The sequence below is a fragment of the Bradyrhizobium elkanii USDA 76 genome, from assembly GCF_023278185.1.
Lineage (GTDB): Bacteria > Pseudomonadota > Alphaproteobacteria > Rhizobiales > Xanthobacteraceae > Bradyrhizobium > Bradyrhizobium elkanii.
Genome location: NZ_CP066356.1, coordinates 5,161,122 through 5,184,628, shown reverse-complemented (window position 1 = coordinate 5,184,628; position 23,507 = coordinate 5,161,122). Strand labels below are relative to the sequence as shown.

Sequence of the window (23,507 nt, the reverse complement as noted above, 5' to 3'; positions counted from 1 at the left end):
CCGGCGTCTGACGAACGGATTGCCTGTTCAATAAAAACGCCCGGCGTGAACCGGGCGTTTTGACTTCCAGGTGGTGCTAGTTGCCGCCGCCGAAGCGGCGCGACCACCAGCCCTTGCGGGCCGGAGCCTCGGCCGCAGCGGCCGGTGCCGGCTCTGGAGCCGTCGCGGCCGGCTCGGGGGCAGCTTCCTCCGCCGGGCTCTGAACCAGTGCCGCTGATGCCTCGGGCAGTGGGCTCGACGCGAAGTTGACCTTTTCGCGCACCGTCGAGCGGCGGCGCTGCGCGCGGTCGCCTTCGGCAGCCGTGTCCTCGGCGGCAGACGCCGCGGCAGTTTCGGGCTCGGGTGCCGCGACCGGCTCAACAGGCGCGGCCTCGGTCGGCTGCCACTCCGGCGGCTCGGCGACCAGCTCGGGCTGCGCCAGCCAGGGAGCCGGCTCCGCATCATGGCTGTCGAAATCGGCCACTGCGTCGGAGGCCTCCGAAGCAGTCGCCGGGCTCAACTCATCGGAGATCGATCCGGCGAGACCGTCGTCCGGTCCGCCGCTGCCGCGCCGGCGGCGGCCGCCACGACGTCCGCGGCGCCGCGGACGGCGATCGCCATTGCCGGCCTGGTCGTCGCGGGCAGCGCCCTGCTGCTCGTCGCCTTCGTCCTCATCAGCTTCGGCATCGGCGGCGGCAACCGCCTCGGTGCCTTCGGGCAGGACATGCATGAGATCGCCGTCCTCGCGCGGCTGCTGGGCGCCTTCACGCGCCTCGCTGCCGCCACCGCGGCCGCGGCGCCGGCGGCGACGCTTGCGGCGCTGACCGTCGCCTTCGCCCTCGGCGGAGCCCGATTCATCACCGGCCGCCCGCTCGTCGGCGAGGCCCTCGGTCTCGTCGGTCTCGATCTCGGCCTCGTATTCGAACAGCTCTTCCTCGTCATCGGCCTCTTCGGCCTGGGCCGGCGCAGCGGCAGCCTGCGCAGCGAGCAGCGCCTTGGCGGCTTCGAGCGTATGCACCTGCTCGCCGCGGTCGATGATGTAGGACTGCTGGCCATGCACCGTGGCATCCGCGACGATCGACAGCGAAACCCGGAAGGAGTCTTCGAGATCGCGCAGATGGCCGCGCTTGTGATTGAGCACGTAGAGCGCGACGTCGGTCCGGGTGCGGACCACCAGATTGTGGGTCGCGCCCTTCATCAGGATTTCCTCGATGCCGCGCAACAGCTGCAGCGCCACCGACGAGACCGAACGAACGTGACCGCTTCCGCCGCATTGCGGGCAGGGCTCCGTCGAGCTTTCGAGCACGCTGGCGCGGATGCGCTGGCGCGACATCTCCAAGAGGCCGAAATGCGAGATGCGGCCGACCTGGATCCGCGCACGGTCCTGGCGCAGGCAGTCGGACAGCTTGCGCTCGACCGCGCGGTTGTTGCGCTTCTCGTCCATGTCGATGAAGTCGATAACGATCAGGCCGGCGAGGTCACGCAGGCGCAGTTGGCGCGCGACTTCTTCCGCCGCTTCCAGATTGGTCTTGAGCGCGGTGTCCTCGATATGGTGCTCGCGCGTGGCGCGGCCGGAGTTGACATCGATCGAGACCAGCGCCTCGGTCTGGTTGATCACGATGTAGCCGCCGGAGCGCAACTGCACGGTCGGCGAGAACATCGCGTCGAGCTGGCTTTCGACGCCCATGCGCGAGAACAGCGGCTGGCCGTCGCGATACTGCTTCACCGCGCGCACATTGGCCGGCATCAGCATCTTCATGAAGTCGCGCGCTTCGCGGTAGCCGGCTTCGCCCGCCACCTGGATCTCGTCGATCTCCTTGTTGTAGAGGTCGCGCAGCGAGCGCTTGATCAGCGAGCCTTCCTCGTAGACCAGCGTCGGCGCCTGCGACTTCAGCGTCAGGTCGCGCACCGTTTCCCACATCCGGATCAGATACTCGAAGTCGCGCTTGATCTCCGGCTTGCTGCGGGAGGCGCCGGCGGTGCGCAGGATGATCCCCATGCCCTCGGGCACGTCGAGATCCTGCACCACTTCCTTCAGCCGCGAACGGTCCTGGGCGGAGGTGATCTTGCGGCTGATGCCGCCGCCGCGCGCGGTGTTGGGCATCAGCACGGCGTAGCGGCCGGCGAGCGACAGATAGGTGGTCAGCGCGGCGCCCTTGTTGCCGCGCTCTTCCTTGACGACCTGCACCAGCATCACCTGCCGGCGCTTGATCACTTCCTGGATCTTGTACTGGCGGCGCGGGCGGAACGGGCGCTCCGGAACCTCCTCGAGCACGTCGTCGCCGCCGACCGACTCGACCACGTCCTCTTCCTCGCCTTCCTCGCCGTCATCCTCTTCGTCGTCTTCGCCGGCCTCATCGCCAGGCCCGGTCTCGGGCGCGACCACCTCGGCGAGCGCGCCATATTCGCCGACCGCCTGTTCATCGGCGGCGACGTGAACGTCGTCGGACGCCACATGCGGCGCATCGTCGGCATGCGCGGCGTTTTCCTCGATCTGCTCCTCATGGGCGCGCTCGGGCTCATGATTGACCTCGACCGCCTCGACGGTCTCGGGCGCGGCCGACGCGGCGGAGGCTTCGACCACAGCAACGACGGGGTCGGACGGGGCGTCGGCAACCGCCGCCTCGCTCACCTCGGCGGCGTGGTCGTGATCATGGGCATGATCGTGATCGTGATGGTCGTCGTGACCATGATCGTGGTGGCCATGATCGTCGTGGTCACGATCATCTTGCCCATGATCATGGTGATGCTCATGGTCCTCGTGATGCGCATGATCATGCGCCTCATGCTCGTGGCCTTCGTGGGCAACCACGCCGTGATCGTAGTGCCCGGCATCATGTTCGTGATGCTCGGCATCGACGGGATGTTCGTGGGCCTCGATGGTGGGCAGCGCCTGGGTGTCGTTCGCGCCCTCGATCACCTCGCTCTGGACGCGCTCGCCATGGCCGCGGCGACGGGCGTTGCGATGGCGCGACCGGCGGCGATGGCCGCGGTTCTCGTGCTCTTCCTCGGCCTCGCGGTGGGCGCGCTCGTCGGCTTCGATCAGCGCCTGACGGTCGGCGACCGGGATCTGGTAGTAGTCGGGATGGATTTCGCTGAAGGCCAGGAAGCCGTGCCGGTTGCCGCCATACTCGATGAAGGCGGCCTGCAGCGACGGCTCTACGCGCGTAACCTTGGCGAGATAAATGTTGCCGCGCAGCTGTTTGCGCTGGGCGGTCTCGAAATCAAACTCTTCGACGCGATTGCCACGGACCACGACGACCCGGGTCTCTTCCGGGTGGGTGGCATCGATCAACATCTTGTTGGGCATTTTGGAGCTCTTGACGGCGGCGGGCGCGGATCATGGCGCGCGCAAACTGCGCCGCCCGGTGACGCGACGGTCCACCTGATTCGGGGGTGAGGGGAAGGCCGAAACGCATCTCGCGGCGCAGCGCCGGACGGGAACTCACCGGGATGATGCGACGGGCGAAGCTTTCACCTCGCGTCAGCGCGATCATTCGGGGGATCCTGGTCGGCAATGCAGTCTGGCGCATTAAGCGTCGGCCCGTCTAAACATGTTGGCGGCGACAAATACCGCCGTATCTTTTGCTGAAAGCCCCGTCTGGCGCCGAAGCGCCTGCCGGCCATCGCATATCGAGGCCCCAAGGGACCGGATAATCGGTTATGCCGTGTCTCAAACCGTCCCTCTGGCGAGGGAGTGTGCCTGGGACCGGACGCCGCTCGGGCTTGAATCCGCCACTCCGTGTCAGCCGCGCGCGGCGCTGGCTGGGGAGGGACCGGAAAAACACGGCGGGATCTTCGATCAGGAAGGTTCCACCGCTGCACCGGGAGGCTGAACGCGACACAACCGGGAGTACTAGCCGTCAGCACCTCGTACATACGTGGATTGACCGCCGCGTGCAAGGGAAGCGTCACGCCGCCGCAACACTCGGTTCTTTTCGCTGGAGCGTCATTAGGGGGCGATTAACCGTGTGGTTCTAATGCGGTAAGAAGCAGCTGGGAGGCTACGAATCGGGTGGCGAACCGCGCAAAACACCTTGTTTTTCTGGGATGCGGGCTGTTGTGCGCCGCAACATCGGTGTTTGCCATTGCCGGCGCCCCGAGCGCCGCCGAGGGACCGCAGAACGCCCCGCCCGCGCTGGCCGCGAGCGCCCCGAATTTCCCGATCGCATCCGGCGCCAGGCTCGCCGGCGACGCCAAGCAGACCCGATTCATCCTCGACCTCGACCAGAAGATCGAATTTCGCGCCTTTCCGCTGGCCGACCCCTACCGCGTCGTGGTCGATATCCCGCAGGTCGATTTCCAGCTCGCGACCGGCACCGGCTCGGCGGGGCGGGGCCTGGTGAAGGCGTTCCGCTATGGCCTCGTGATGCCCGGCGGCTCGCGGATCGTGTTCGATCTGACCGGACCGGTGAAGATTGCCAACTCCTACGTGCTCGACGCCGCCAACGGCCAGCCGCCGCGGCTGGTGCTGGACTTCGAGGAGGTCGACCGCACCAGCTTCGTGCAGTCGCTGGCGCCCGCGAGCCGGCCCGAATCGAAGCCGGCGATTTCCGAATCCACCACCGCGACCATTCCGGCCGTCACCTCGGCGGCGCTGCCGCCGGTCGCGGTCACCGACGCGCGTCCGCTGATCGTGATCGATCCCGGTCACGGCGGCATCGACAACGGCACCCAATCCGGCGACCAGACCGAGAAGAACCTGGTGCTGGGCTTTGGCCTTGCCCTGCGCGACCGGATCGAGAAGTCGGGAAAGTATCGGGTGGTCATGACGAGGTCCGACGACACCTTCATCCCGCTCAATGATCGGGTGAAGATCGCGCGCTCCCAATCGGCGGCGCTGTTCGTCTCGATCCACGCCGACGCCCTGCCGCGCCGCGAGGGCGATGCCCAGGGCGCCACGATCTACACGGTGTCGGACAAGGCCTCCGACGCCGAGGCCGAACGGCTGGCGGAGGCGGAAAACAAGGCCGACGCCATCGCCGGTGTGAACCTGACCGACGAGCCGACCGAGGTCGCCGACATCCTGATCGACCTCGCGCAGCGTGAAACCAAGACGTTCTCCAATCGCTTCGCCCGTCTTCTGATGGACGAGATGAGGACCACGGTGCGGATGCACAAGCATCCGCTCAAGTCGGCCGGCTTCCGGGTGCTGAAGGCGCCCGACGTGCCGTCCGTGCTGGTCGAGATCGGCTACGTCTCCAACAAGGGCGACCTCGAGCACCTCGTCTCCGAGAGCTGGCGGAACAAGGCGGTCGGCTCGATGGTGCAGGCGATCGACACCTTCTTCGCCAAACGGCTGGCAACTGCCGGGTCGGCAAAGTGAAACCGGCCCGCTGAAAAGCCGGGGCCGTTGCGCCGAAGCCCTAGTTTGGCCACAGCCGCGACGGTATAGACAATGGACCGCAGGTCCCCAGAATCGACCATATTGTCCGGCGGCTCTTGTATATTCGCGTGCGCAAGGTGGCTCGCTGGGCCAAAGCTTCGTTGTGTGAGGCTTTCGCACTCTTGGACAGGCGCTTCTGACGACTGAGCGCCGGAGGGTAGGAACGGAACGTCGATAATGCGCCTGCTCGTGCGGTTTATGGGTTTCTTGTTCGCCGCCGGAACCGTCGTGTTCCTGGTCGGTGTCGCCGCCGTCGCTGGCGCCATCTGGCATTTCTCCAAGGACCTGCCCGACTACTCGCAGCTGCAGGACTATGAGCCGCCGGTGATGACCCGCGTGCATGCCGCCGACGGCGCGCTGCTTGGCGAATACTCCAAGGAGCGCCGGCTCTATCTGCCGATCCAGGCGGTGCCGAAGCTCGTGATCAACGCCTTCCTCGCCGCCGAAGACAAGAACTTCTACGAGCACGGCGGCATCGACTATCAGGGCATGGCGCGTGCTGCGATTCTTTATGCGCAGAACTACGGCTCGAACCGTCGCCCGCAAGGCGCCTCGACCATCACCCAGCAGGTCGCGAAAAACTTCCTGCTCACCAACGAGGTCTCGTTCAGCCGCAAGATCAAGGAAGCGTTGCTGGCGATGCGCATCGAGCGCGCCTATTCCAAGGACCGCATCCTCGAGCTCTATTTGAACGAAATCTATCTCGGGCTTGGCGCCTACGGCGTCGCGGCGGCGTCGCTGGTCTACTTCGACAAGTCGGTCAACGAGCTGACGATCGCGGAAGCGTCCTATCTCGCCGCGCTGCCGAAAGCGCCGGCCGCGCTGCATCCGGTGCGCAACCGCGACCGCGCGATCGAGCGCCGCAACTATGTGATCGACCGCCTGCTGGAGAACGGCTGGATCAAGCAGGCCGACGCCGACAAGGCGCGCAAGGACCCGCTCAACGTCACCAGCCGCTCGAACGGCGCGCACATCTTCGCCGGCGAATATTTCGCCGAGGAGGTCCGCCGCGACATCTTCGAGCGTTACGGCGAAAAGAAGCTCTACGAGGGCGGCCTGTCGGTGCGCACCACGCTCGATCCCAAGATCCAGGTGATGGCGCGCAAGACCATGGTCGCGGGTCTCGTCAACTACGACGAGGCGCAGGGTTGGCGCGGGGCGCTGCACAAGCTCGACATTTCCGGTGACTGGGGCGTCAAGCTTGCCGACGTGAAGTCGCTGTCCGACATCTCGCCGTGGCGGATGGCCGTCGTGCTCGAGACCAGCGATCAGTCGGCGCGGATCGGCTTCCAGCCGGGCCGCGAACTCGGCGGCGCGGTCAGCAAGGAGCGGCAGACCGGCATCATCACGATGGACGGCGTGCGCTGGGCCAAGACCAAGGGCAAGGCGCCGACCGCCGTTTCGCAGGTGCTGCAGCCGGGTGACGTGATCTACGCTGACCCGCTGGTGACCAAGGACGGCAACGCGGTCGAAGGCCAGTATCGCCTGCGGCAATTGCCTGAAGTGTCCGGCGCCATGGTGGCGATGGATCCGTGGACCGGCCGCGTCCTCGCGATGGTCGGCGGCTTCTCGTTCGACCAGAGCCAGTTCAACCGCGCGACGCAGGCCTACCGGCAGCCGGGTTCGTCGTTCAAGCCGATCGTGTACTCGTCGGCGCTGGACAACGGCTATACGCCGTCGACCACCGTGATCGACGCGCCGATCGAGATCGATCAGGGGCAGGGCGCCGGCGTGTGGCGGCCGGAAAACTATTCGACCGGCAAGTATTACGGCCCGACCACGCTGCGCAACGCGTTGCAGCGCTCGCTCAACACCGTGACGGTGCGCCTCGCGCAGGATATCGGCATGCCGCTGGTCGGCGAATACGCCAAGCGCTTCGGCGTCTATGACGAATTGCCGAACTATCTGTCGTATGCGCTGGGTGCCGGCGAGACCACCGTGATGCGCATGGTCACGGCCTATTCGATGTTCGCCAATGGCGGCCGCCGGGTGAAGCCGACGCTGATCGATCGCATCCAGGATCGCTACGGCCATACCATTTTCAAGCACGACACCCGCGAATGCCGCGGCTGCGACGCGCCCGGTGGCTGGAAGAGCCAGCCGGAGCCGCAGCTCGTCGACCGCCGCGAGCAGGTGCTCGATCCGATGACCGCCTACCAGATCACCGAGATGATGGAAGGTGTGGTCCAGCGCGGCACCGCGACCGTTGTGAAGGAGGTCGGCAAGCCGATTGCCGGCAAGACCGGCACCACCAACGACGAGAAGGACGTCTGGTTCGTCGGCTTCTCGCCCGATCTCGCGGTCGGCGTCTACATGGGCTACGACAAGCCGCGCAATCTCGGCCGTGCCGCCACCGGCGGCCACGTCGCAGCGCCGATCGCCCGCGACTTCCTCAAGCTTGCGCTCGCCGACAAGCCGCCGACGCCGTTCAAGGTTCCGGCCGGCATCAAGCTGATCCGCGTCGACGCCAAGAGCGGCATGCGCGCCGGTCCCGGCGACGGCGGCAACACCATCCTCGAAGCCTTCAAGCCGGGCACCGCGCCGCCGGAGAACTACTCGGTCATCGGCGTCGCCGATGCCGATGGGCGCAGCCCGGCGCCTGGCCCCCAGCCGTCGCAGAATGGGGCCCAGCCGGATGGCGGCTTCTTCATGCGCCCGGGAACCGGGGGGCTTTACTAGCGGCCGATCCGGCCAAATCGCCGGGATAGTGCGGCCAAGCCGATTGCGCTTTGCCGCGCCGGTCGCTACATCCCCCGGAACCTTTTTAGCCAACACCTGAAAGACCATGCGCGCGGAAATCGAACGCCTTGTTGAAGAGATCAAGCAGTCAGTCGGGCTGCTGAGGAGGCATCTTTGACGTCGAACAATCGACGGCACGCCTCGCTGAGCTGAACAAGCTCGCAGAAGACTCCAACCTCTGGAACGATCCCCAGAAGGCCCAGCGGCTGATGCAGGAGCGCACCTCACTGGAGGACGCGCTCTCGGGCATCGGCAAGGTCGAGCGCGAGCTCGAGGACAATATCGGCATGATCGAGCTCGGCGAGGCCGAGAACGACGAAGGCGTGGTCACTGAGGCCGAGAAGGCGCTCAAGGACCTCAAGAAGGAGGTTGCCCGGCGCGAGCTGGAGGCGCTGCTGTCGGGCGAGGCCGATAAGTTCGATTCCTATCTCGAAGTCCATGCCGGCGCCGGCGGCACCGAGAGCCAGGACTGGGCGCAGATGCTGCTGCGCATGTACACGCGCTGGGCGGAGAAGCACGGCTTCAAGATCGAGTTCCTCGAAGAGTCCCAGGGTGAAGAAGCCGGCATCAAGTCCGCCACCATCCAGATCTCCGGCCACAATGCCTATGGCTGGCTGAAGACCGAGGCCGGCGTGCATCGCCTGGTGCGCATCTCGCCGTTCGATTCCAACGCGCGGCGGCACACCTCGTTCTCGTCGGTGCAGATCTTCCCCGTGATCGACGACTCTATCAAGATCGAGATCAAGGAGTCCGATGTCCGCACCGACACCATGCGGTCGGGCGGCGCCGGCGGTCAGCACGTCAACAAGACCGAGTCGGCGGTGCGCCTGACGCACATCCCGACCGGCATCGCGGTGGTCTGCCAGGCCGGCCGCTCCCAGCACAAGAACCGGGCGCAGGCCTGGGACATGCTGCGCGCGCGGCTCTATGAGATCGAGCTGAAGAAGCGCGAGGAGCAGGCGGCAGCCGATCAGGCCGCCAAGACCGATATCGGCTGGGGTCACCAGATCCGCTCCTATGTGCTGCAGCCCTATCAAATGGTGAAGGACCTGCGCACCGGTGTGCAGACCTCCGACACGTCGGGGGTGCTCGATGGCGACCTCGATGAATTCATGGCGGCGACCTTGGCGCAGCGTGCCTTCGGCACCGGGCCCGGCTCCGTCGAGGATGTGGATTAGCCCATGCCGCGCGTCGCATTCATCGGATTGGGACGCATGGGCCACGGCATGGCCGGCCGTTACCTCGATGCCGGCTTCACGGTCGCGGTGTGGAACCGGAGCAAGGCCAAGGCCGCGGACCTGATTGCCCGTGGCGCGCTGTGGGCAACCTCGCCGGAGGATGCCGCGATCGACGCCGATGCTGTCGTGACCATGGTCGCCGACGACGAGGCCTCACGCGCGGTCTGGCTGACCAAGGACGGCGCTGCCGCCAACATGAAAGCCGGCACGCTCGCGATCGAATGCTCCACGGTCTCGTACCAGCATACGCTCGAGATGGCGCGCGAGCTCAACAGCCGCGGCCTGATCTACATCGATTGTCCGGTCACCGGCCTGCCGGAGGCGGCGGCCGCCGGCAAGCTGACGCTGCTGGTGGGAGCTGATCCAGCCGATCTCGAACGCGCGCAACCTTATCTCGCGCCGATCGGCAGCACGATCCGGCATTTCGGCCCGGTCGGCACCGGCACCGTGTTCAAGCTGATCAACAACCTGATCGGCGCGGTGCAGATCGCAAGCCTCGCCGAGGGCGTGGCGATCGCCGAGCAGGCGGGCCTCGACATGCAATTGGTGGCCGAGGCGCTGGCGACCGGCGCGGTGGCAAGCCCGCAGGTGATCCGCCACAGCAAGCGGATGATCGACCGCAACTTCTCCGGTGCATCGTTCACCGCGGCGCTGCGCCACAAGGATGCCGACTACGCCGTGCGGCTCGCCGAGACCTTGCTGCCCGGCGTGCCCGTCAGCCGCGCCGCGCTCGCCGCCTACGACAAGGCGAAGGCCCATGCGCCCGACGCCGACGAGGGCCAGATGATCGAGATCGTGTCGCGGCCGAAATAGGCGGGGCCGCCATTCACGGAAATCGGGTGGGAATATTCGCGGCGCCGCGCTAGTCACCTGTCCGACTGCAGGTGAGTGCCAGATATGCCTTCCGCCGACAACCGCATCGATCGTCGCGACTGGGGGCTGCTTGTCCTGCTGTCGGTGCTGTGGGGCGGCTCGTTCTTCTTCAACGGCGTGATCCTGCGCGAACTGCCGCCGCTGACCCTGGTGCTGCTGCGCGTCGTGCTCGGCACGATCATCTTGCTGCCGCTGCTGCGGGCCGCCGGAATCGAATTCCCACGCGGCCTGTCCGGCTGGGCGCCGTTTGCGGCGATGGGGCTGTTCAACAATGTGCTGCCGTTTGCGCTGATCGTGTTCGGGCAGACCTATATTCCGAGCGGGCTGGCCTCGATCCTCAACGCGACGACGCCGCTGTTCACGGTGATCGTGATGGCGGTGGCCGGCGAGGAGCGGCTGCAGGCGCGCCGCGTGGCGGGCGTCCTGGTCGGGCTGATCGGGGTTGCGATCCTGCATGGCGATGCGCTCGGTTTCGAGAGCCGGCAGGGCATCGGCATCCTGCTGTGTCTCGCGGGCGCTTTCAGCTACGGCCTCGCGGCGCTGGTCGGGCGGCGGCTGCCGCAGCGGCTGCCGCCGCTTGGGACGGCGACGTTCCAGATGATCGCCTCGGCGGTGCTGATGGCGCCCATCGCCGCCGTCGTCGATCGGCCGTGGCTGCTGCCGATGCCCCACGCAACGACGTGGCTCGCCGTGCTCGGGCTCGCGGCGTTGTCGACGGCGCTGGCCTATATCGTGTTCTTTCAGATCCTGCAGCGTTCCGGCGCGACCAATGTGATGCTGGTGACGCTGCTGATTCCGGTCACCGCGATGCTGCTCGGATATCTCGTGCTCGGCGAGCCGATCGCGCTGCGCGAGGTGCTCGGCGCGCTGGTGATCGCGAGCGCGCTGCTCTTGATCGACGGCCGCGTGCTGGCCTGGTTCAGCCGCGGGCCTGCTTCCACGCCGCATACCATCCGCTGAAGCGTCCGCTGTCGCGCTCGCCGCCGTGCCAGGCGGCATAGGCGGTACCGTCGTCGGCGACCAGCACCACGGCATCGAGTCCCTTGGAGCGGCGCAGCGTGTCCATCGCCTGCGCCGGCGTCTGCGCGATCGGACCTGCGACGTTGAACGAGGTGTTGACCGACATCTCGACGCCGATATGGCGGCCGAGCGCCTTCAGATAGGCATGGGTGAGGGGATCGTCGGTCTCGCGCACGATCTGGATGCGGCCGGTGCCGTCGGCATGCACCACCGCCGGAATCTTCGCGCGCGCCTCGGGCTTCGAATGCGCCGTGAGCACCATGTAGTTATAGGCGTTGTAGTCGGCGTCGGACGCGCCGTCTTCGAGCTCGAAATAGTCGCGCGCGGCCTCTAGCGTCGCCATCGGCGCCAGCGGCCGGATCGCCTCGCGATACTTGACGCGCTCGTTGAGCCGCTCGCGCACCTCGGGATCGCAGGGATTGGCGAGGATCGAGCGGTGGCCGAGCGCGCGCGGGCCGGTTTCGGCCGCGCCCTGGTAGATCGCGATCACGCCGCCTTGCGCGACCATGGACGCCATCAGGTCGGCAACCGCGTCGCGCCCTTCTGAAGTCGCCACATTGCCGATCTCGGTCGAGGCGACGTCGTCGGCCTGCAGCGCCGTCGCGATGTCGGCGTTCGAGGGCGGCAGGCCGCAATAGAATGCGTGCGACAGCGGCGCGCCGCGCGGCGCGCCCGCCATGTGCGCGAACAGCCAGGCCGCGCCGATCGGCACGCCGGGATCGCCAGGCACCGGCGGCACCCACATATGCAGCCGCGTCTTGCGCTGCTGCGCCCGCTCGAACCACGCCTCGTCGAAATGCTCGAGCAGCCGCATGTTGCCGAGCGCGTTCAGCGCGACGCCCCCGGTCAGCACCAGGCGGTCGGTGCCGGTGGTGCGCAAGAGATGGTCGATGACATGGATCATCGCGTCCTCGAACACCAATTGCGTCGCGGCCGCCTTGTCGACGCGGTCCTTGGTGCCGGGGCGGTGATTGATGTCCTCGACGCGCAGCACGGCGTCGGGATTCCAGAGCTGGTCCGGCCGCAGCGGCGGGCCGAGAATGTCGATCAGCGGCTGATGATAGGGATTGTCGGCGGGATCGGCGTACCAATTGGCCATCGCGCGATTGAGCTGCACGCTGCCGTTGGGCCCGAGCTGCAGCACCGCCTTCAGGCGCTGATAATACGGATTGGTGGCGCGGTTCATGTCGCCCCAGGCGGCGGCGCCCATGTAGCGGCCCTCGCTGGAGAGCCAGGTCCAGCCGCCCTGGCTGGATGAGATCACCGTGTAGAAAGCACCGAGCGAGTCGAACAGGCTCTCATTGCAATAAAGCTGCTTCATCTCGCCGTTCTCGGCGACATAGAGCGAGATCGAGCCGACGTCGCCGGTGCCGTCGAGCACCGCGATCGCAACACGCTCGCGCGTATCGGCGAACGGCGAGGCGGTGAATGAGTACCAGGCGTGATTGTCGTGATGCGGCATGCAGATCAGCGGCAATTGCTTGTCGAGCCCGTACATCCTGCCGAGCCGGCGCGACAGCCGCCGCACCTGATCCAGCTGGCGCAGATTGATCGCCGGTGCGATCGGGGCGCGCAGCAATTTGAGGCTGGCCGGCGCTTCCTCGAGCGAGGTGCGGATCAGCATCGCCAGCAGCGCCGGATAGTCCCACGTCGTGACGAAGGCGGCGATATCGCCGACGTCGCGGCCCATCCGCTGCAACACCCTGCGCATGTCGTCGAGCGCGTGTTGCGGGAACTCGTTGGTGTGCTTGTTGCCGGAGAAGCGCTCTTCCTCGTTGTTGACGATCAGGCGCGGTCCGTCCTTCTGGGTGATCTCGACCAGCGCGACGCCGGTATTGTGCGTGCCGGGGCAGGCGAGGCCGGCGATGTAGACGGTCTCGCCGCGTTGCAGCTTTTCGCGGATCGACGCGATCGTGCGCTGCGCGAACTCGCCATTGGCCTTGTGCAGGCCACGCTTCGCCAGCGCGGACTCGCTGAGGCGGCGCGTGATCCCATAGCCCGCGGCCGCAAGATGCGGATGCCGCGGACCGGTACGGATGTCCGGTTTACGCAATCAGAACGCCTCGACTCGTGATCCCCAGATCGACCTTCAATCATAAATAGCGCCAGGCAACAATGCCGTTTCGCCCAACGGAAAAACCCAGCGCTTGCCAGCAAATGCGTCTCTTGCGAGACTTGCCGCCAAAACCAACGACAAAAATCGGGAGAAAACGATGCCGGCTCGTTTCGGATATATTGGCGCAATCGCGGCATTCGCAAGTGCCGCGCTGATCGCGACCTCGGTCGCACTGACCGCGACCGCGGCCACCGCGCAGAAGAAATACGATCCCGGCGCGAGTGATGGCGAAATCAAGATCGGCAACATCATGCCATATAGCGGCCCGGCGTCGTCCTACGGCGTGATCGGCAAGACCGAGGCCGCCTTCTTCAGGATGATCAACGATCAGGGCGGCATCAACGGCCGCAAGATCAACTTCATCAGCTATGACGACGCCTATTCGCCGCCGAAGGCGATCGAGCAGGCGCGCAAGCTGGTCGAGAGCGACGAGGTGCTGTTGATCTTCCAGCCGCTCGGCACGCCGTCCAATTCGGCAATCATAAAATACATGAATGCCAAGAAGGTGCCGCAATTGTTCGTCGCCTCCGGCGGCACCAAATTCGGCGACCCCAAGAACTTCCCCTGGACGATGGGCTTTCAGCCCAACTACCAGAGCGAGGGACGCATCTACGCCAAGTACATTCGCGACAAATTCCCCGACAGCAAGATCGCGGTGTTCTGGCAGAATGACGATGCCGGCAAGGATCAGTTCAAGGGCCTGAAGGACGGGCTCGGCGACAAGGTCGGCATGATCATCGCCGACAAGTCGTACGAGGTCTCCGATCCCTCGATCGATTCGCAGATCGTCGCGCTGCACGATTCCGGCGCCGACATCTTCTTCTCCTGGGCGGCGCCGAAGGGCTCGGCGCAGGCGATCCGGAAAGTGGGTGAGCTCGGCTGGAGGCCGAAATTCTTCCTCGCCAACACCGCGACCTCGGTCGCCTCGGTGCTGAAGCCGGCCGGCCTCGAGTTCTCCAAGGGCATCATCTCGACCGCCTATCTGAAGGATCCGACCGATCCGACCTGGGACAAGGATCCGGCGGTGCAAAGCTGGCGCGCCTTCATGGACAAATATTACCCCGACGGCGACAAGGCCAACGCCAACAACCTCTATGGCTATGTCCAGGCCGAGGCGATGATGCAGGTCTTGAGGCAGTGCGGCGACAATCTCACGCGCGAGAACGTGATGAAGCAGGCCGCCAGCCTGAAGAACTTCCACTCCGACCTGATGCTGCCGGGCGTCATGGTCAACACCTCCCCCGACGACTACTTCCCGATCGAGCAGATGCAGCTGATGCGCTTCAACGGCGAGGCGTGGGAGCTGTTCGGCGACGTCATCACCGGCGAGGTCGGGCACGAGGCGTCGCGGTAGGCGAGTGGTCGTTATGAAGGCGTTGCTAGCGCTACAAACACCGCTGTCGTCCCGGCGCAGGCCGGGACCCATACGCCGCAGCGGATGTTGTTGAAGGGACTCGTCGTTCCAGCATCGCGCAACAATCAGCATTTGTGGTTATGGGTCCCGGCTTGCGCCGGGACGACACCGAATATGCTGCGCGTATTATCGCGGGGGTGCACCGCAGGCGTCCGCCAAAATCCTCTCCGGCCGGCGGGCGCGGAGCGCCATGCCGCCGGCGACGCCGACGCCGATCACGTACATCCAGCCTTCGTGAAAATCGGACAGGTGCGAATTGAGCAGCGAGCTCGTGATGTTCTGCACGACCACGGTGAGTCCGATCCAGCTCACGGGATCGCGGCCGGCGAACAACCTGACGTGGCTGGTCCACATCGCGTAGAGCAGCACGATGCCGATCAGTCCCCACTGGATAGCGACGTTGAGGGTCTGGTTGTGCGGGTTGTTGATCACCTCGGCCTGAAGGCCGGTTTGTCCGACGGCATCCTGCGTGAACATCTGCCTGATCGCGCCGGTGCCGTGGCCGAGCCACGGTGCGCCGGCGATGAACTTCACCGACTTCCGCCAATAGGTCAGGCGCTGCGCGGTCGAGGCGATGCCGGAGGTGTCGTGGGCGCGATACTCGATGCCGACGTCGGCGATGCGTTGGCGCAGGTAAGGGGACGTGGTCCAGACCACGAGGCTGGTGACCGCGACGCCTGCGAACAGCAGCCGCGTGGCGCGCCGCGACAGATGCAGCGAGGCGAACAGGATCAGCAGCACCGGCATGTAGACCAGCGCGGTCCGCGCCGAGACGACATAGAGCATGTTGGCGATGAACAGCAGCATCAGCGCGATGGCGCCGCCTGCAATGCGCCATTGCCGGGCCCGCAGCGCCGTCAATGCCGGCAGCGCCAGCGCGAAGGCGCAGAGCGCGAACTCCTGGCTCTGGTCGAGGTAGTTCTTGACCGGCACGCCGTCGGAGGCGGTGTGCGCGAGCTTGAGCTGCGGCAGCGCCAGCACGATCCAGGACAGGATCATCAGCACCGTGCACGACACCAGGAAGGCCAGGAACACCCAGAGCCCGCGCTGCGAGCGCTGGAAATAGCCGAGCAGGAACGGCAGCAGCAGCAGCTTGCCGAGCGGCTTGATGCCCTGCAGCCGCTCGGCCCAACTCGTCTCCGACCACGCCACGCCGATCACGGCAAGTGCGACCAGCGCGATCGGCAACGCAAAGGCCGGCTCCGCGAGGTCGAGCATGAACTGCTCCCAGTCGATGGTCGGGATCTCGGCGACAAGCCACAGCAGCATGAAGACGGCGAGTGCCGTTGTCGACCAGGGTAGCGCCGCCGCGGCCAGGGCGATCACGACATCGGTGGCGCGGACATAGGCGACTGAGCCGGACCAGGCGCGGACGCGATCGCGCCATCGTGCTGGCGGTTCGATTGCGAGACCGATGGCGTCGGAATCGGTACTCATGACCGGTCACACGCCGTGCGCGGTTGCGCCGTTGAAGGTCGCCATCGCGGCGGTGAGCGCCGCGGCGGCGGCCGCGACGTCCGAGGCAGCCCGATGCGACAGCAGGTCGCGCGCCTGGGTGTGATGGCCGAACCGCTCGGCCAGCTCGGTCCGTCGCGCGCGGATCCGGTCGCGCCATTGCTCCTGCTGCGCCAGCACGCGCCGCACCGATGCGCAAATCGAGTCGGTCGAGAACGGATCGAAATAGTCCGCAAGCTCGCCCGCGACCTCGCGGAACACCGGAATGTCCGAGCACAGCACGGGAGTATTGGCCGCGAATGCCTCGATGATCGGGACGCCAAAGCCTTCGGCGAGGCTCGGCATGATCAGGCCGTGCGCGCCCGCGATCAGTGCCGCCTTCTCGTGCTCGTCGACATAGCCGGAGAAGCGGACGTTGTTCGGCAGGTTGCGCGCCTGGTTGGCGCCGCCGGCATAGCCGATCACGACGAGATCGGCCTCCGGCAGCTTGCGGAAGGCGCGGATGACGGCCGCGAGGTTCTTGCGGGGCTCGTTCGAGACGATGACGACGAAGCCCGGCCGTGCCGGGACCGCTGTCGGCACTGGCGCAAGCGGCGCTTCCGCGACGCCGAAACGGGTCCGCGGATAGACCACTCGCGCCGGAATATGCGCATATTGCGGGAGCAGGGCGCGGAAGCGGTTCATGCTGTAGTTCGAGACGAAGGCGAGCTCGTCGGCCTGATTCACGCTGGTGAAAAGGCGCGACAGGAACAGGCGGGTTGCGATGTCATCCAGCTTGAGATCGGTGATCGGCAACAGGTCATGCACGACGCAAATCACCTTTGCGTCCGGGCGGCGCTGGATCGCCACCCGGGTCGGGGTGTCGATGAGAATGACGTCGTAGTCGCGCGCATCGACCCGTGGCGGCGGCAACCGGGTCAGGGCCGACGTATCCTGATAGCTGTAGAAGCCGGGCTCGAGCAGGAAATCGCCGAACAACTCGAGATGGCGCAAATCGGTCGGAATGTATTCGAGGCCCTCGGTCCGGTTCTCGATCAGCTTGACGCTGGTCGGCAGCAGATGAATCGAGCGCAGGAAGGCGATGATGAATTCGAGCGAGGTCGCCGCGTTGATCTTGTGCTTGAACCAGTTGACGGTGCGGCGCAGGCCGCCGCGCATGATCGGCGAGTTCATGTCGGTTTCATCGAGGTAGCGATAGAGCGCGAGCAGTTCGATCAGCCGTGAGTCCTCGGGCAGCAAGCGCGTCCGCCGCTGCCTGCGGCGCAGCTTCCGGTACCGGCGCGTGGTCTCCACGACGAGGGTCAGGGCATGGCCGTCGCCGGCCAGCGAGCGGATCAATTCACGGGTGAAATGGAAGATGCCGCGCTTGTGGTTGGGCTCGCCAAGCGCCTCGCTGACGACCAGGATCTTTGTCATGCGCTGATTTCTCTGAGCTCGAGGTGATGCGGGGCGGGCGCATCCAGCGCGGCGGTGCTGGCGATGCGGCCGTGATCGAGATTGATGATGCTGTTGCAGGTCCGGCGCAGCAGGGCGTGGTCGTGCGAGGCGATGATCACGATCGCCGCGGTCTCGACCATCTTGCGCAGCCGCTGCTCGGCCTTGGCCGAGAAATTCTCGTCGACCACGCTGAGCCATTCGTCGAGCAGCAGGATGTCGGCGGGAAACGCGGTCGCGGTCGCGAACAGCACGCGCATCAGCATGCCCGACGAGAACATGCGCAGCGGCAGTCGCCGCATGCGCTCCTCGAGTTCCGTGAACGCCCAGATCTCGTCCAGGATCGCGGGCGTCGGCTTGCGTCCCGCGATCCGCAGCAGCAGGCTGATATTGTCGGCGGCGACGAAATCGAGATTGACGCCGGCCCCTAAGCCGAGCAGCGGCACGATGTTGCCGGAGATCTCGACGCGGCCGCTGGTCGCCGGGAACACGCCGGCGATGAGCCGCAGCAGGGTGGACTTGCCGGAGCCGTTCGGGCCGGCGAGGCCGATGCGTGCGCCGGCCTTCGCCTCGATCGAAATGCCGTCGACCGCGCGGATGGTCCGCATCTCGCTGGTCTGGCGGAACAGGCGGCCGAGCAGGCGGCGCTTCAGCGAGAAGTCGTAGGCGCCGTACAGCGGATAATCGAGGCAGACGTCGCGGAGGTGGATGCTTGCCATGCCCTAGATCCAGAATGCCGCTTTGCGCAGATGGGTCATGGTCACGATCGCGGCGACCGCGAGCGCAGCGAGACAGGCCAGCACGTAGATCACGCTTGCCGTTGCGACATGACCGGTCGCCAGCGGGTCGCGCCAGATCGCAAACAGATGCGTCAGCGGATTGAGCCGCATCACGGTCGAGCCGCGATCGATCATCTCGGATGTCCAGATGATCGGCGAGGCCAGGAAGGCCAGCGTCAGCGAGGACTCGATGATCGGCTTGATGTCGCGGTAACGCGTCGCCAGTGCGCCGAGCGCGAGGCTCAGGCCCAGCGTGCAGACCACGAACAGAACGAGGCCGGGAAGGGCGGCGACGGCGCCGCCGACATCGCGCGGCGTCAGCACGAGCCAGAGCAGCAGCGGCACGACCGCGTTATGGGCGGCGAACAGCGCCTGCCGGAAGGTACATTGCAGCAGGAAGATCACCGGCGGCAGCGCGCGATCCTTGATCAGGCTGGCCGAGCCCTGCAGCGCAGTGGTGGCGTCGAGCACCACGCTGTTGAGGAAGGTCCATGCGGTGAGGCTCGCCGCCAGCATCGGCAGCCGCGCCACCGCGCTGGCGTTGGACAGATGGCCGATCACCGAGCCGAGCACGGCCACCATGATCGCCATCTGGATCGACATCCAGAAGGGTCCAAGGAGGGAGCGGACGTAGCGATGGCGCACGTCGGACCAGGCCAGTGTTGCCGCGATCTGGATCGCGCCGACGAAACCTGCCGTTCGGGAACGCGGGGCTGGGGCTGACGACCCCGCGTCCTTTGCGGCTGCCTCCTCGGTAACGACCTTGCGATACACCGTCTCGACTCCCTCCTTGAAGGCTGCGGTTGAGTATGTCGTCATCGCGCGATGGCGCGCGGCCTGCCCCATGCGGCGGCGCCGCTCGGGATCGTTGATCAGCGTCTCGATGGCGTCGGCAAGCGCGGTGGGATCGCCGGGCGGCACCGTGATGGCCTCTAGGCCGTCGCGGGCGACATGTGGAACGCCGGTGTCGAGCGCGGTGTTGACGACCGGCCGGCCTGCGGCCATCGCCTCGAGCTGCGCCAGCCCGAAAGTCTCCGCATTGGTCACCGACGGCATCACGAACACGTCGGCGATGCGCATCAGCTTGACGCGCTCGCTCTCGGACACCGAGCCGAGCAGGCGGACGCGGTCCTGCAGGCCGTAGTCGCGGATCAGCCGCTCGAGATTGTCGCGCTCGCGGCCCTCGCCGACGATCCAGACCTCGAAATTGCGGGCATGGGCGGCGCGCACCAGCACGTCAAATCCCTTGTAGGGCACGAGGCGTCCGCAGGCGAGCACGAGGCGGCCGCGGGCGTTGACGTCGTCGGCCTGGGCGGCCGGCCGGTCATATTTCGCGACATCGACGCCGAACGGAACGGCGTGGCACTTGCCGGAAAATTCCTGCAGCAGCGGCGTGGTTTCGATCAGCACCGGATCGGAGACGATGATCGCGGCGGCCCGGCGCAGCGTTCGCCGCATCATCGGCTCGACCAGGAAGCGCAAGGCCGCGTGCGAGACGATGTCGGCGTGCCAGTGCACGACCAGCGGGCGGGTGCGGCCGAGCCCGAATGCGAAGACGAGGTCGGCGAGCGGGAAGGGGGCGTGCAGCGCCAGCAGATCGTGCTCGGCGATGCGGCGCCACAGCCGCCACGGATAGGTCGGCGCCGCCGGCAGCGATAGCACGTCGCCGAACGAGTGCACGCGCTCGACTGCAACGTCGTTGACCACGATCTGCCGCTCGCCGCCGGAGCGCGAGCAGACCAGCACGGCGGCGTCGAAGGTGTCCTTCAGTCCGGCGCAGATGTCGCGGATCACCGTCAGCGTGCCGCCGAACAGGTCGGGATAGTAGACCTTGAAGATGTGGAGCACCGACGGACGCCGGGCCGGCTCGTTGACGACGATCATGGGTGGCTCGATCCGGATCATGCGACGAACAGGGCGACGATGAACGGCAGCGCCAGCGCGGCGGCGAACACCAGCGCGCGCAGCAGCGCCGGAAGCACCGGCTCGATCGGGCCGCAGGGGACCTGCGGCGTGAAGCGGAATGTGGTGGCGGCGAACCGACCGGATTCGTGAAACGAATCGGATTCGTGAAACGAACCGGTTTCGCGGGCCGAACGAAGAGACATTGCGTCGGATTCCCTGCTGAATGGATTCTGGATACGTGGGAAAATTTCACACGTCAATGGTGCCCGGGGACTAAAATGTGGGATTATGTCCCACGTATGGCGGTGGGGACAAACTTTTCTGGGAGGAAGGATTGGAACGCATGACGGTGCGATCGCGCCGCGATGGCGCGGGGCGGCGAGCAAATGCGCGCGTTGCTAGCGGAGCGTCAGGCCGGCTCGGCGGCGCTGCGGTCGGCCGGTTGCTGCAGCTGGCGCCTGATCGCGGCGATGTCGAAATGAATGCGCTCGGGCAGCATCGCCGCTGCCGGGCGCTGCAGATCCTGCTCGATCACGACGCGCTTGCCGCCGTCGGACGTCAGCGCAATCGAGATCGATTGCGCGCGTGGCTCGGCGCGGAGGCCGGCATGCGCGCGGCAGGCATATTCGCCGGCGCGCAGACCGCCGAAACCGAAGGCGAGCAGGCGCCCGTAGATGTAGAGTGCGAGCAGGTCGGTTTCGTCGAAGCGGCGCGGCGATCCGGGCGCAACGCCCGGCAGGCAGGGATAGCCGCCCGCCATCACCGTCGACACGAACTCCTCAAAGGGAACCTGGGCGATCCGGCAGGCTTCCGCGATCGCAAGGTCGAATCGGGCAGACGTCATGGAGCGGTCCGTGGCGATGGCGGCAATGCCGGACATCGCGGCACCCGCTGGCGAGCGCGCGGACTGTGTCCGGAGGTGATTTTGTTTCCCATAAGTGGGAAAATATCACACGTCAAGTGAGGTGGGATTGTGTCCCACGGCGCGGACAGCTAAAAGTTAGGCATGAATGCCAAGGCCCCGAAGTCGAAGGTGGGATCGTCCGCACCGATCGCCGCAGCGAAGCTGCACGCGCCGCTGGCGCGCATGCTGCGCCCGCTGGTGCGGCTCTGCATCCGCGGCGGGATGACGTTCCCGGCGCTGACCCAGCTGCTGCGCGAGCTCTATGTCAACGTCGCCGAGCACGACTTCGCGCTCGAGGGCAAGGAGCAGACCGACAGCCGCGTCAGCCTGCTGACCGGCATCCACCGCAAGGAGGTGGCGCGGCTGCGCGGCGCCGGCGCGCCGGTCAATGCGGTGCCGGCGACGCTGTCGCGCACCAGCGCGATCGTCGCGCGCTGGCTGGCCGCGCCCGAGTTCACCGATGCCAAGGGCGATCCGCTGCCGCTGCCGCGCACCGCCGAAGGCGGCGCGCCGTCGTTCGAGACGCTGGTCGAATCGATCACCAAGGACGTGCGGCCGCGCGCGGTGCTGGACGAATGGCTCGACCGCAAGCTCGTCACCATCAATGACGACGACGAGATCATGCTGGTCGAGGAGGCCTTCGTGCCGCATGGCGACGACGATCGCAAATGGCACTATCTCGGCCGCAACCTGCACGACCATGTCGCGGCCGCCGAGCTCAACGTGTCATCGGCCACGCCGCGCTTCCTCGAGCGCGCGGTGCATTACGATGGGCTGTCGGCGAAGCTCGCGAAACGGCTCGAGGGTCGCTCGCGCGAGCTGGCGATGGAGGCGCTGAAGGTCGCCAACCGCGAGGCCAACCGCGCGCTGGCAAAAGACAAGGGCGGCGACTATCGCTGGAATTTCGGCATCTACATCTATCGCGAGGGTCCGGACGGCCCGGTCGACGACGATGCCGACGAAGGCGGTGCGGCGTGAAGCGCCCGCCGGTCATTTCGCGCCGCGTGCTGCTTGTCGGCTTCTGGCTTGCCGGAACGTCGCTCGCGGGCGCGCAGGTCAAGAAGCGCGGCAACGATCAGGGTATCGGCGGCACCGGCATCACCGGTTCCGATCAGGGCATCGGTGGCACCGGCATCGTCGGGGTGATCCAGCGGTTCGGCTCGATCTATGTCAATGGCGAGCGCGTCGCCTATGCACCCGACGTGCCGGTCCGAATCGACGGCGAGGCGACGAGCGCCAAGGCGCTGCGGATCGGACAGCTCGCGCGTGTGGTGGCGCAGCGCGATGCCGGCGGCACGCTGTCGACCAAACGCATCGATGTGACCAGCGAGGTGACCGGGCCGGTCGAGCAAATGAAGCCGGGCGGGCTGACGGTGCTCGGCCAGACGGTCGCCTGGACCGGACGCGAGAGCTGGCTGAAGGTGGGCGCGCATGTCGCCGTGTTCGGGCTGCGCCGCACCGATGGCGTCGTGGTCGCAAGTCTGGTGCAGGAGCGCCATGACGCCGCTGCACGCGTCGCGGGACCGCTCGAGCGCGACCGTGCCGGCGCCTTGCGGATCGGCGAGCTCAAGCTCGCCGGCGTCGATGCGGCGCTGGTCGGTCAGCGCGTGCAGGCCGAGGGACATCTCGCGCAGGGCGTGATGCAGGTGTCGCGCAGCCGCGCCGACGATTTCTCCGATCTCGCCGGCGCGAACCGGCTGTTGATCGAGGCCTATGTGCGGCGGGTCGGCAATGACCTGCAGTTCGGCTCCGGCTTTGTCGCGCGCGACCATTCGCGGTTCTCGCCGGTGGCCGATACGCGCGTCGTCGTCAACGCGCAGCTGTCGGGCCCGCGCGAGCTACGCGTCGAATCGGTGCAGTCGGTCGGCAAGTTCCCGGGCTCGTCGGTGAAGAGCCCGGGCACGCCGGGCCGTGGCCCCGGCGGCGGCGGATCCGGGCCGGGTCACGGATCGGGACCTGGCGGACCGGGCGGCCGCGGCGCGCCTGGTGGCGGCGGTCCGGGAGGCGGCCCCGGTGGGGCGCCGTCCGGCATGCCGGGCGGCAGCCCGCCAGGCGGCGCGCCTGCGCCGGATCCGCTGAGTGGTGGACCGACCGGCCCCGGTCCCGGCGGCTTCGGCCCGTCCGGCGGACCGTTTGGTCCTGGCGGCGGTGGTGGTCCGTTCGGGCCCGGCGGTGGGTTCGGTGGCGGCGGACCGCCCGGCGGCATGGGCGGCGGCGGCCGCCGCTGAGGCCACAAACGCGATTGGCGCAAGCGAGACCGCTTGC

At 66.8% G+C, this 23,507-nt stretch carries 17 protein-coding genes; 9 read left to right on the top strand and 8 right to left on the bottom strand.

Going from position 1 to position 23,507, the window contains the following annotated elements; translation table 11 throughout:
* Window positions 1–76 precede the first annotated feature (76 nt).
* Window positions 77–2,434: an Rne/Rng family ribonuclease gene (locus JEY66_RS25265; RefSeq protein WP_276325807.1), complete on the bottom strand. Its 2,358-nt coding sequence runs from the start codon at window positions 2,432–2,434 to the stop codon at window positions 77–79.
* Here JEY66_RS25265 and JEY66_RS45175 point away from each other — a divergent pair, their 5' ends adjacent.
* The 6 genes from JEY66_RS45175 to JEY66_RS25240 all read left to right on the top strand — a co-directional run bounded on the left by JEY66_RS45175 (window position 2,435) and on the right by JEY66_RS25240 (window position 11,175).
* On the top strand, window positions 2,435–3,379 hold the full coding sequence (locus tag JEY66_RS45175; protein WP_276325808.1) for a hypothetical protein: 945 nt from the start codon (window positions 2,435–2,437) through the stop codon (window positions 3,377–3,379).
* 615 nt (window positions 3,380–3,994) lie between these two features.
* The gene (locus JEY66_RS25260) at window positions 3,995–5,305 is read left to right on the top strand and encodes an N-acetylmuramoyl-L-alanine amidase (RefSeq protein WP_026192714.1); all 1,311 of its coding nucleotides are present in this window, start codon (window positions 3,995–3,997) and stop codon (window positions 5,303–5,305) included.
* A 237-nt stretch (window positions 5,306–5,542) separates the two neighbouring features.
* Window positions 5,543–8,044, top strand: a complete 2,502-nt coding sequence (locus tag JEY66_RS25255; RefSeq protein ID WP_018271422.1) for a penicillin-binding protein 1A — start codon at window positions 5,543–5,545, stop codon at window positions 8,042–8,044.
* 106 nt (window positions 8,045–8,150) lie between these two features.
* Window positions 8,151–9,282 (top strand): peptide chain release factor 2 gene (prfB, locus tag JEY66_RS25250; protein ID WP_100213632.1). Its coding sequence is split into 2 segments (ribosomal slippage): window positions 8,151–8,219 and window positions 8,221–9,282, totalling 1,131 coding nucleotides; the frame shifts between segments, so codons are not numbered across the junction.
* Window positions 9,283–9,285: 3 nt separating this feature from the next.
* Complete coding sequence (locus JEY66_RS25245) at window positions 9,286–10,155, top strand: NAD(P)-dependent oxidoreductase (protein ID WP_018271423.1); 870 nt, start codon at window positions 9,286–9,288, stop codon at window positions 10,153–10,155.
* Window positions 10,156–10,239: 84 nt separating this feature from the next.
* Window positions 10,240–11,175: a DMT family transporter gene (locus JEY66_RS25240; RefSeq protein ID WP_018271424.1), complete on the top strand. Its 936-nt coding sequence runs from the start codon at window positions 10,240–10,242 to the stop codon at window positions 11,173–11,175.
* Here JEY66_RS25240 and JEY66_RS25235 read toward each other — a convergent pair.
* Window positions 11,135–13,288, bottom strand: coding sequence for a carbamoyltransferase C-terminal domain-containing protein (locus JEY66_RS25235; protein WP_018271425.1), 2,154 nt, complete (start codon window positions 13,286–13,288; stop codon window positions 11,135–11,137). The two genes, JEY66_RS25240 and JEY66_RS25235, sit on opposite strands and share 41 nt — an antisense overlap.
* 160 nt (window positions 13,289–13,448) lie before the next feature.
* Between JEY66_RS25235 and JEY66_RS25230 the strand changes: the two genes are divergently transcribed.
* The gene (locus tag JEY66_RS25230; RefSeq protein WP_018271426.1) at window positions 13,449–14,705 is read left to right on the top strand and encodes an ABC transporter substrate-binding protein; all 1,257 of its coding nucleotides are present in this window, start codon (window positions 13,449–13,451) and stop codon (window positions 14,703–14,705) included.
* A gap of 186 nt (window positions 14,706–14,891) precedes the next feature.
* Here the strand turns inward: JEY66_RS25230 and JEY66_RS25225 are convergent, their stop codons facing one another.
* From JEY66_RS25225 to JEY66_RS25200, 6 genes are all read right to left on the bottom strand, one after another.
* Window positions 14,892–16,202, bottom strand: a complete 1,311-nt coding sequence (locus JEY66_RS25225; RefSeq protein WP_018271427.1) for an O-antigen ligase family protein — start codon at window positions 16,200–16,202, stop codon at window positions 14,892–14,894.
* Between the two features lie 6 nt (window positions 16,203–16,208).
* Window positions 16,209–17,636: a glycosyltransferase family 4 protein gene (locus tag JEY66_RS25220; RefSeq protein ID WP_018271428.1), complete on the bottom strand. Its 1,428-nt coding sequence runs from the start codon at window positions 17,634–17,636 to the stop codon at window positions 16,209–16,211.
* Complete coding sequence (locus JEY66_RS25215) at window positions 17,633–18,373, bottom strand: ABC transporter ATP-binding protein (protein ID WP_018271429.1); 741 nt, start codon at window positions 18,371–18,373, stop codon at window positions 17,633–17,635. Before JEY66_RS25215 ends, JEY66_RS25220 begins: the two co-directional genes overlap by 4 nt.
* A 3-nt stretch (window positions 18,374–18,376) precedes the next feature.
* Window positions 18,377–20,317 carry a glycosyltransferase gene (locus tag JEY66_RS25210; protein WP_026192715.1) on the bottom strand — a complete coding sequence of 647 codons (1,941 nt, stop codon included), beginning with the start codon at window positions 20,315–20,317 and terminating at the stop codon, window positions 18,377–18,379.
* 17 nt (window positions 20,318–20,334) lie between these two features.
* Window positions 20,335–20,541 carry a hypothetical protein gene (locus tag JEY66_RS25205; RefSeq protein WP_016847686.1) on the bottom strand — a complete coding sequence of 69 codons (207 nt, stop codon included), beginning with the start codon at window positions 20,539–20,541 and terminating at the stop codon, window positions 20,335–20,337.
* Between the two features lie 206 nt (window positions 20,542–20,747).
* Window positions 20,748–21,182 (bottom strand): hypothetical protein, encoded by a 435-nt coding sequence (locus JEY66_RS25200; RefSeq protein ID WP_129964995.1) that lies wholly within the window; start codon window positions 21,180–21,182, stop codon window positions 20,748–20,750.
* A gap of 162 nt (window positions 21,183–21,344) precedes the next feature.
* On the opposite strand from JEY66_RS25200, the gene JEY66_RS25195 reads away from it, so the two are divergent.
* Window positions 21,345–22,220 carry a DUF6502 family protein gene (locus tag JEY66_RS25195; protein ID WP_018271432.1) on the top strand — a complete coding sequence of 292 codons (876 nt, stop codon included), beginning with the start codon at window positions 21,345–21,347 and terminating at the stop codon, window positions 22,218–22,220.
* Window positions 22,217–23,470 carry a DUF5666 domain-containing protein gene (locus JEY66_RS25190; protein WP_018271433.1) on the top strand — a complete coding sequence of 418 codons (1,254 nt, stop codon included), beginning with the start codon at window positions 22,217–22,219 and terminating at the stop codon, window positions 23,468–23,470. The genes JEY66_RS25195 and JEY66_RS25190 overlap by 4 nt, the downstream gene beginning before the upstream one ends.
* Window positions 23,471–23,507 lie beyond the last annotated feature (37 nt).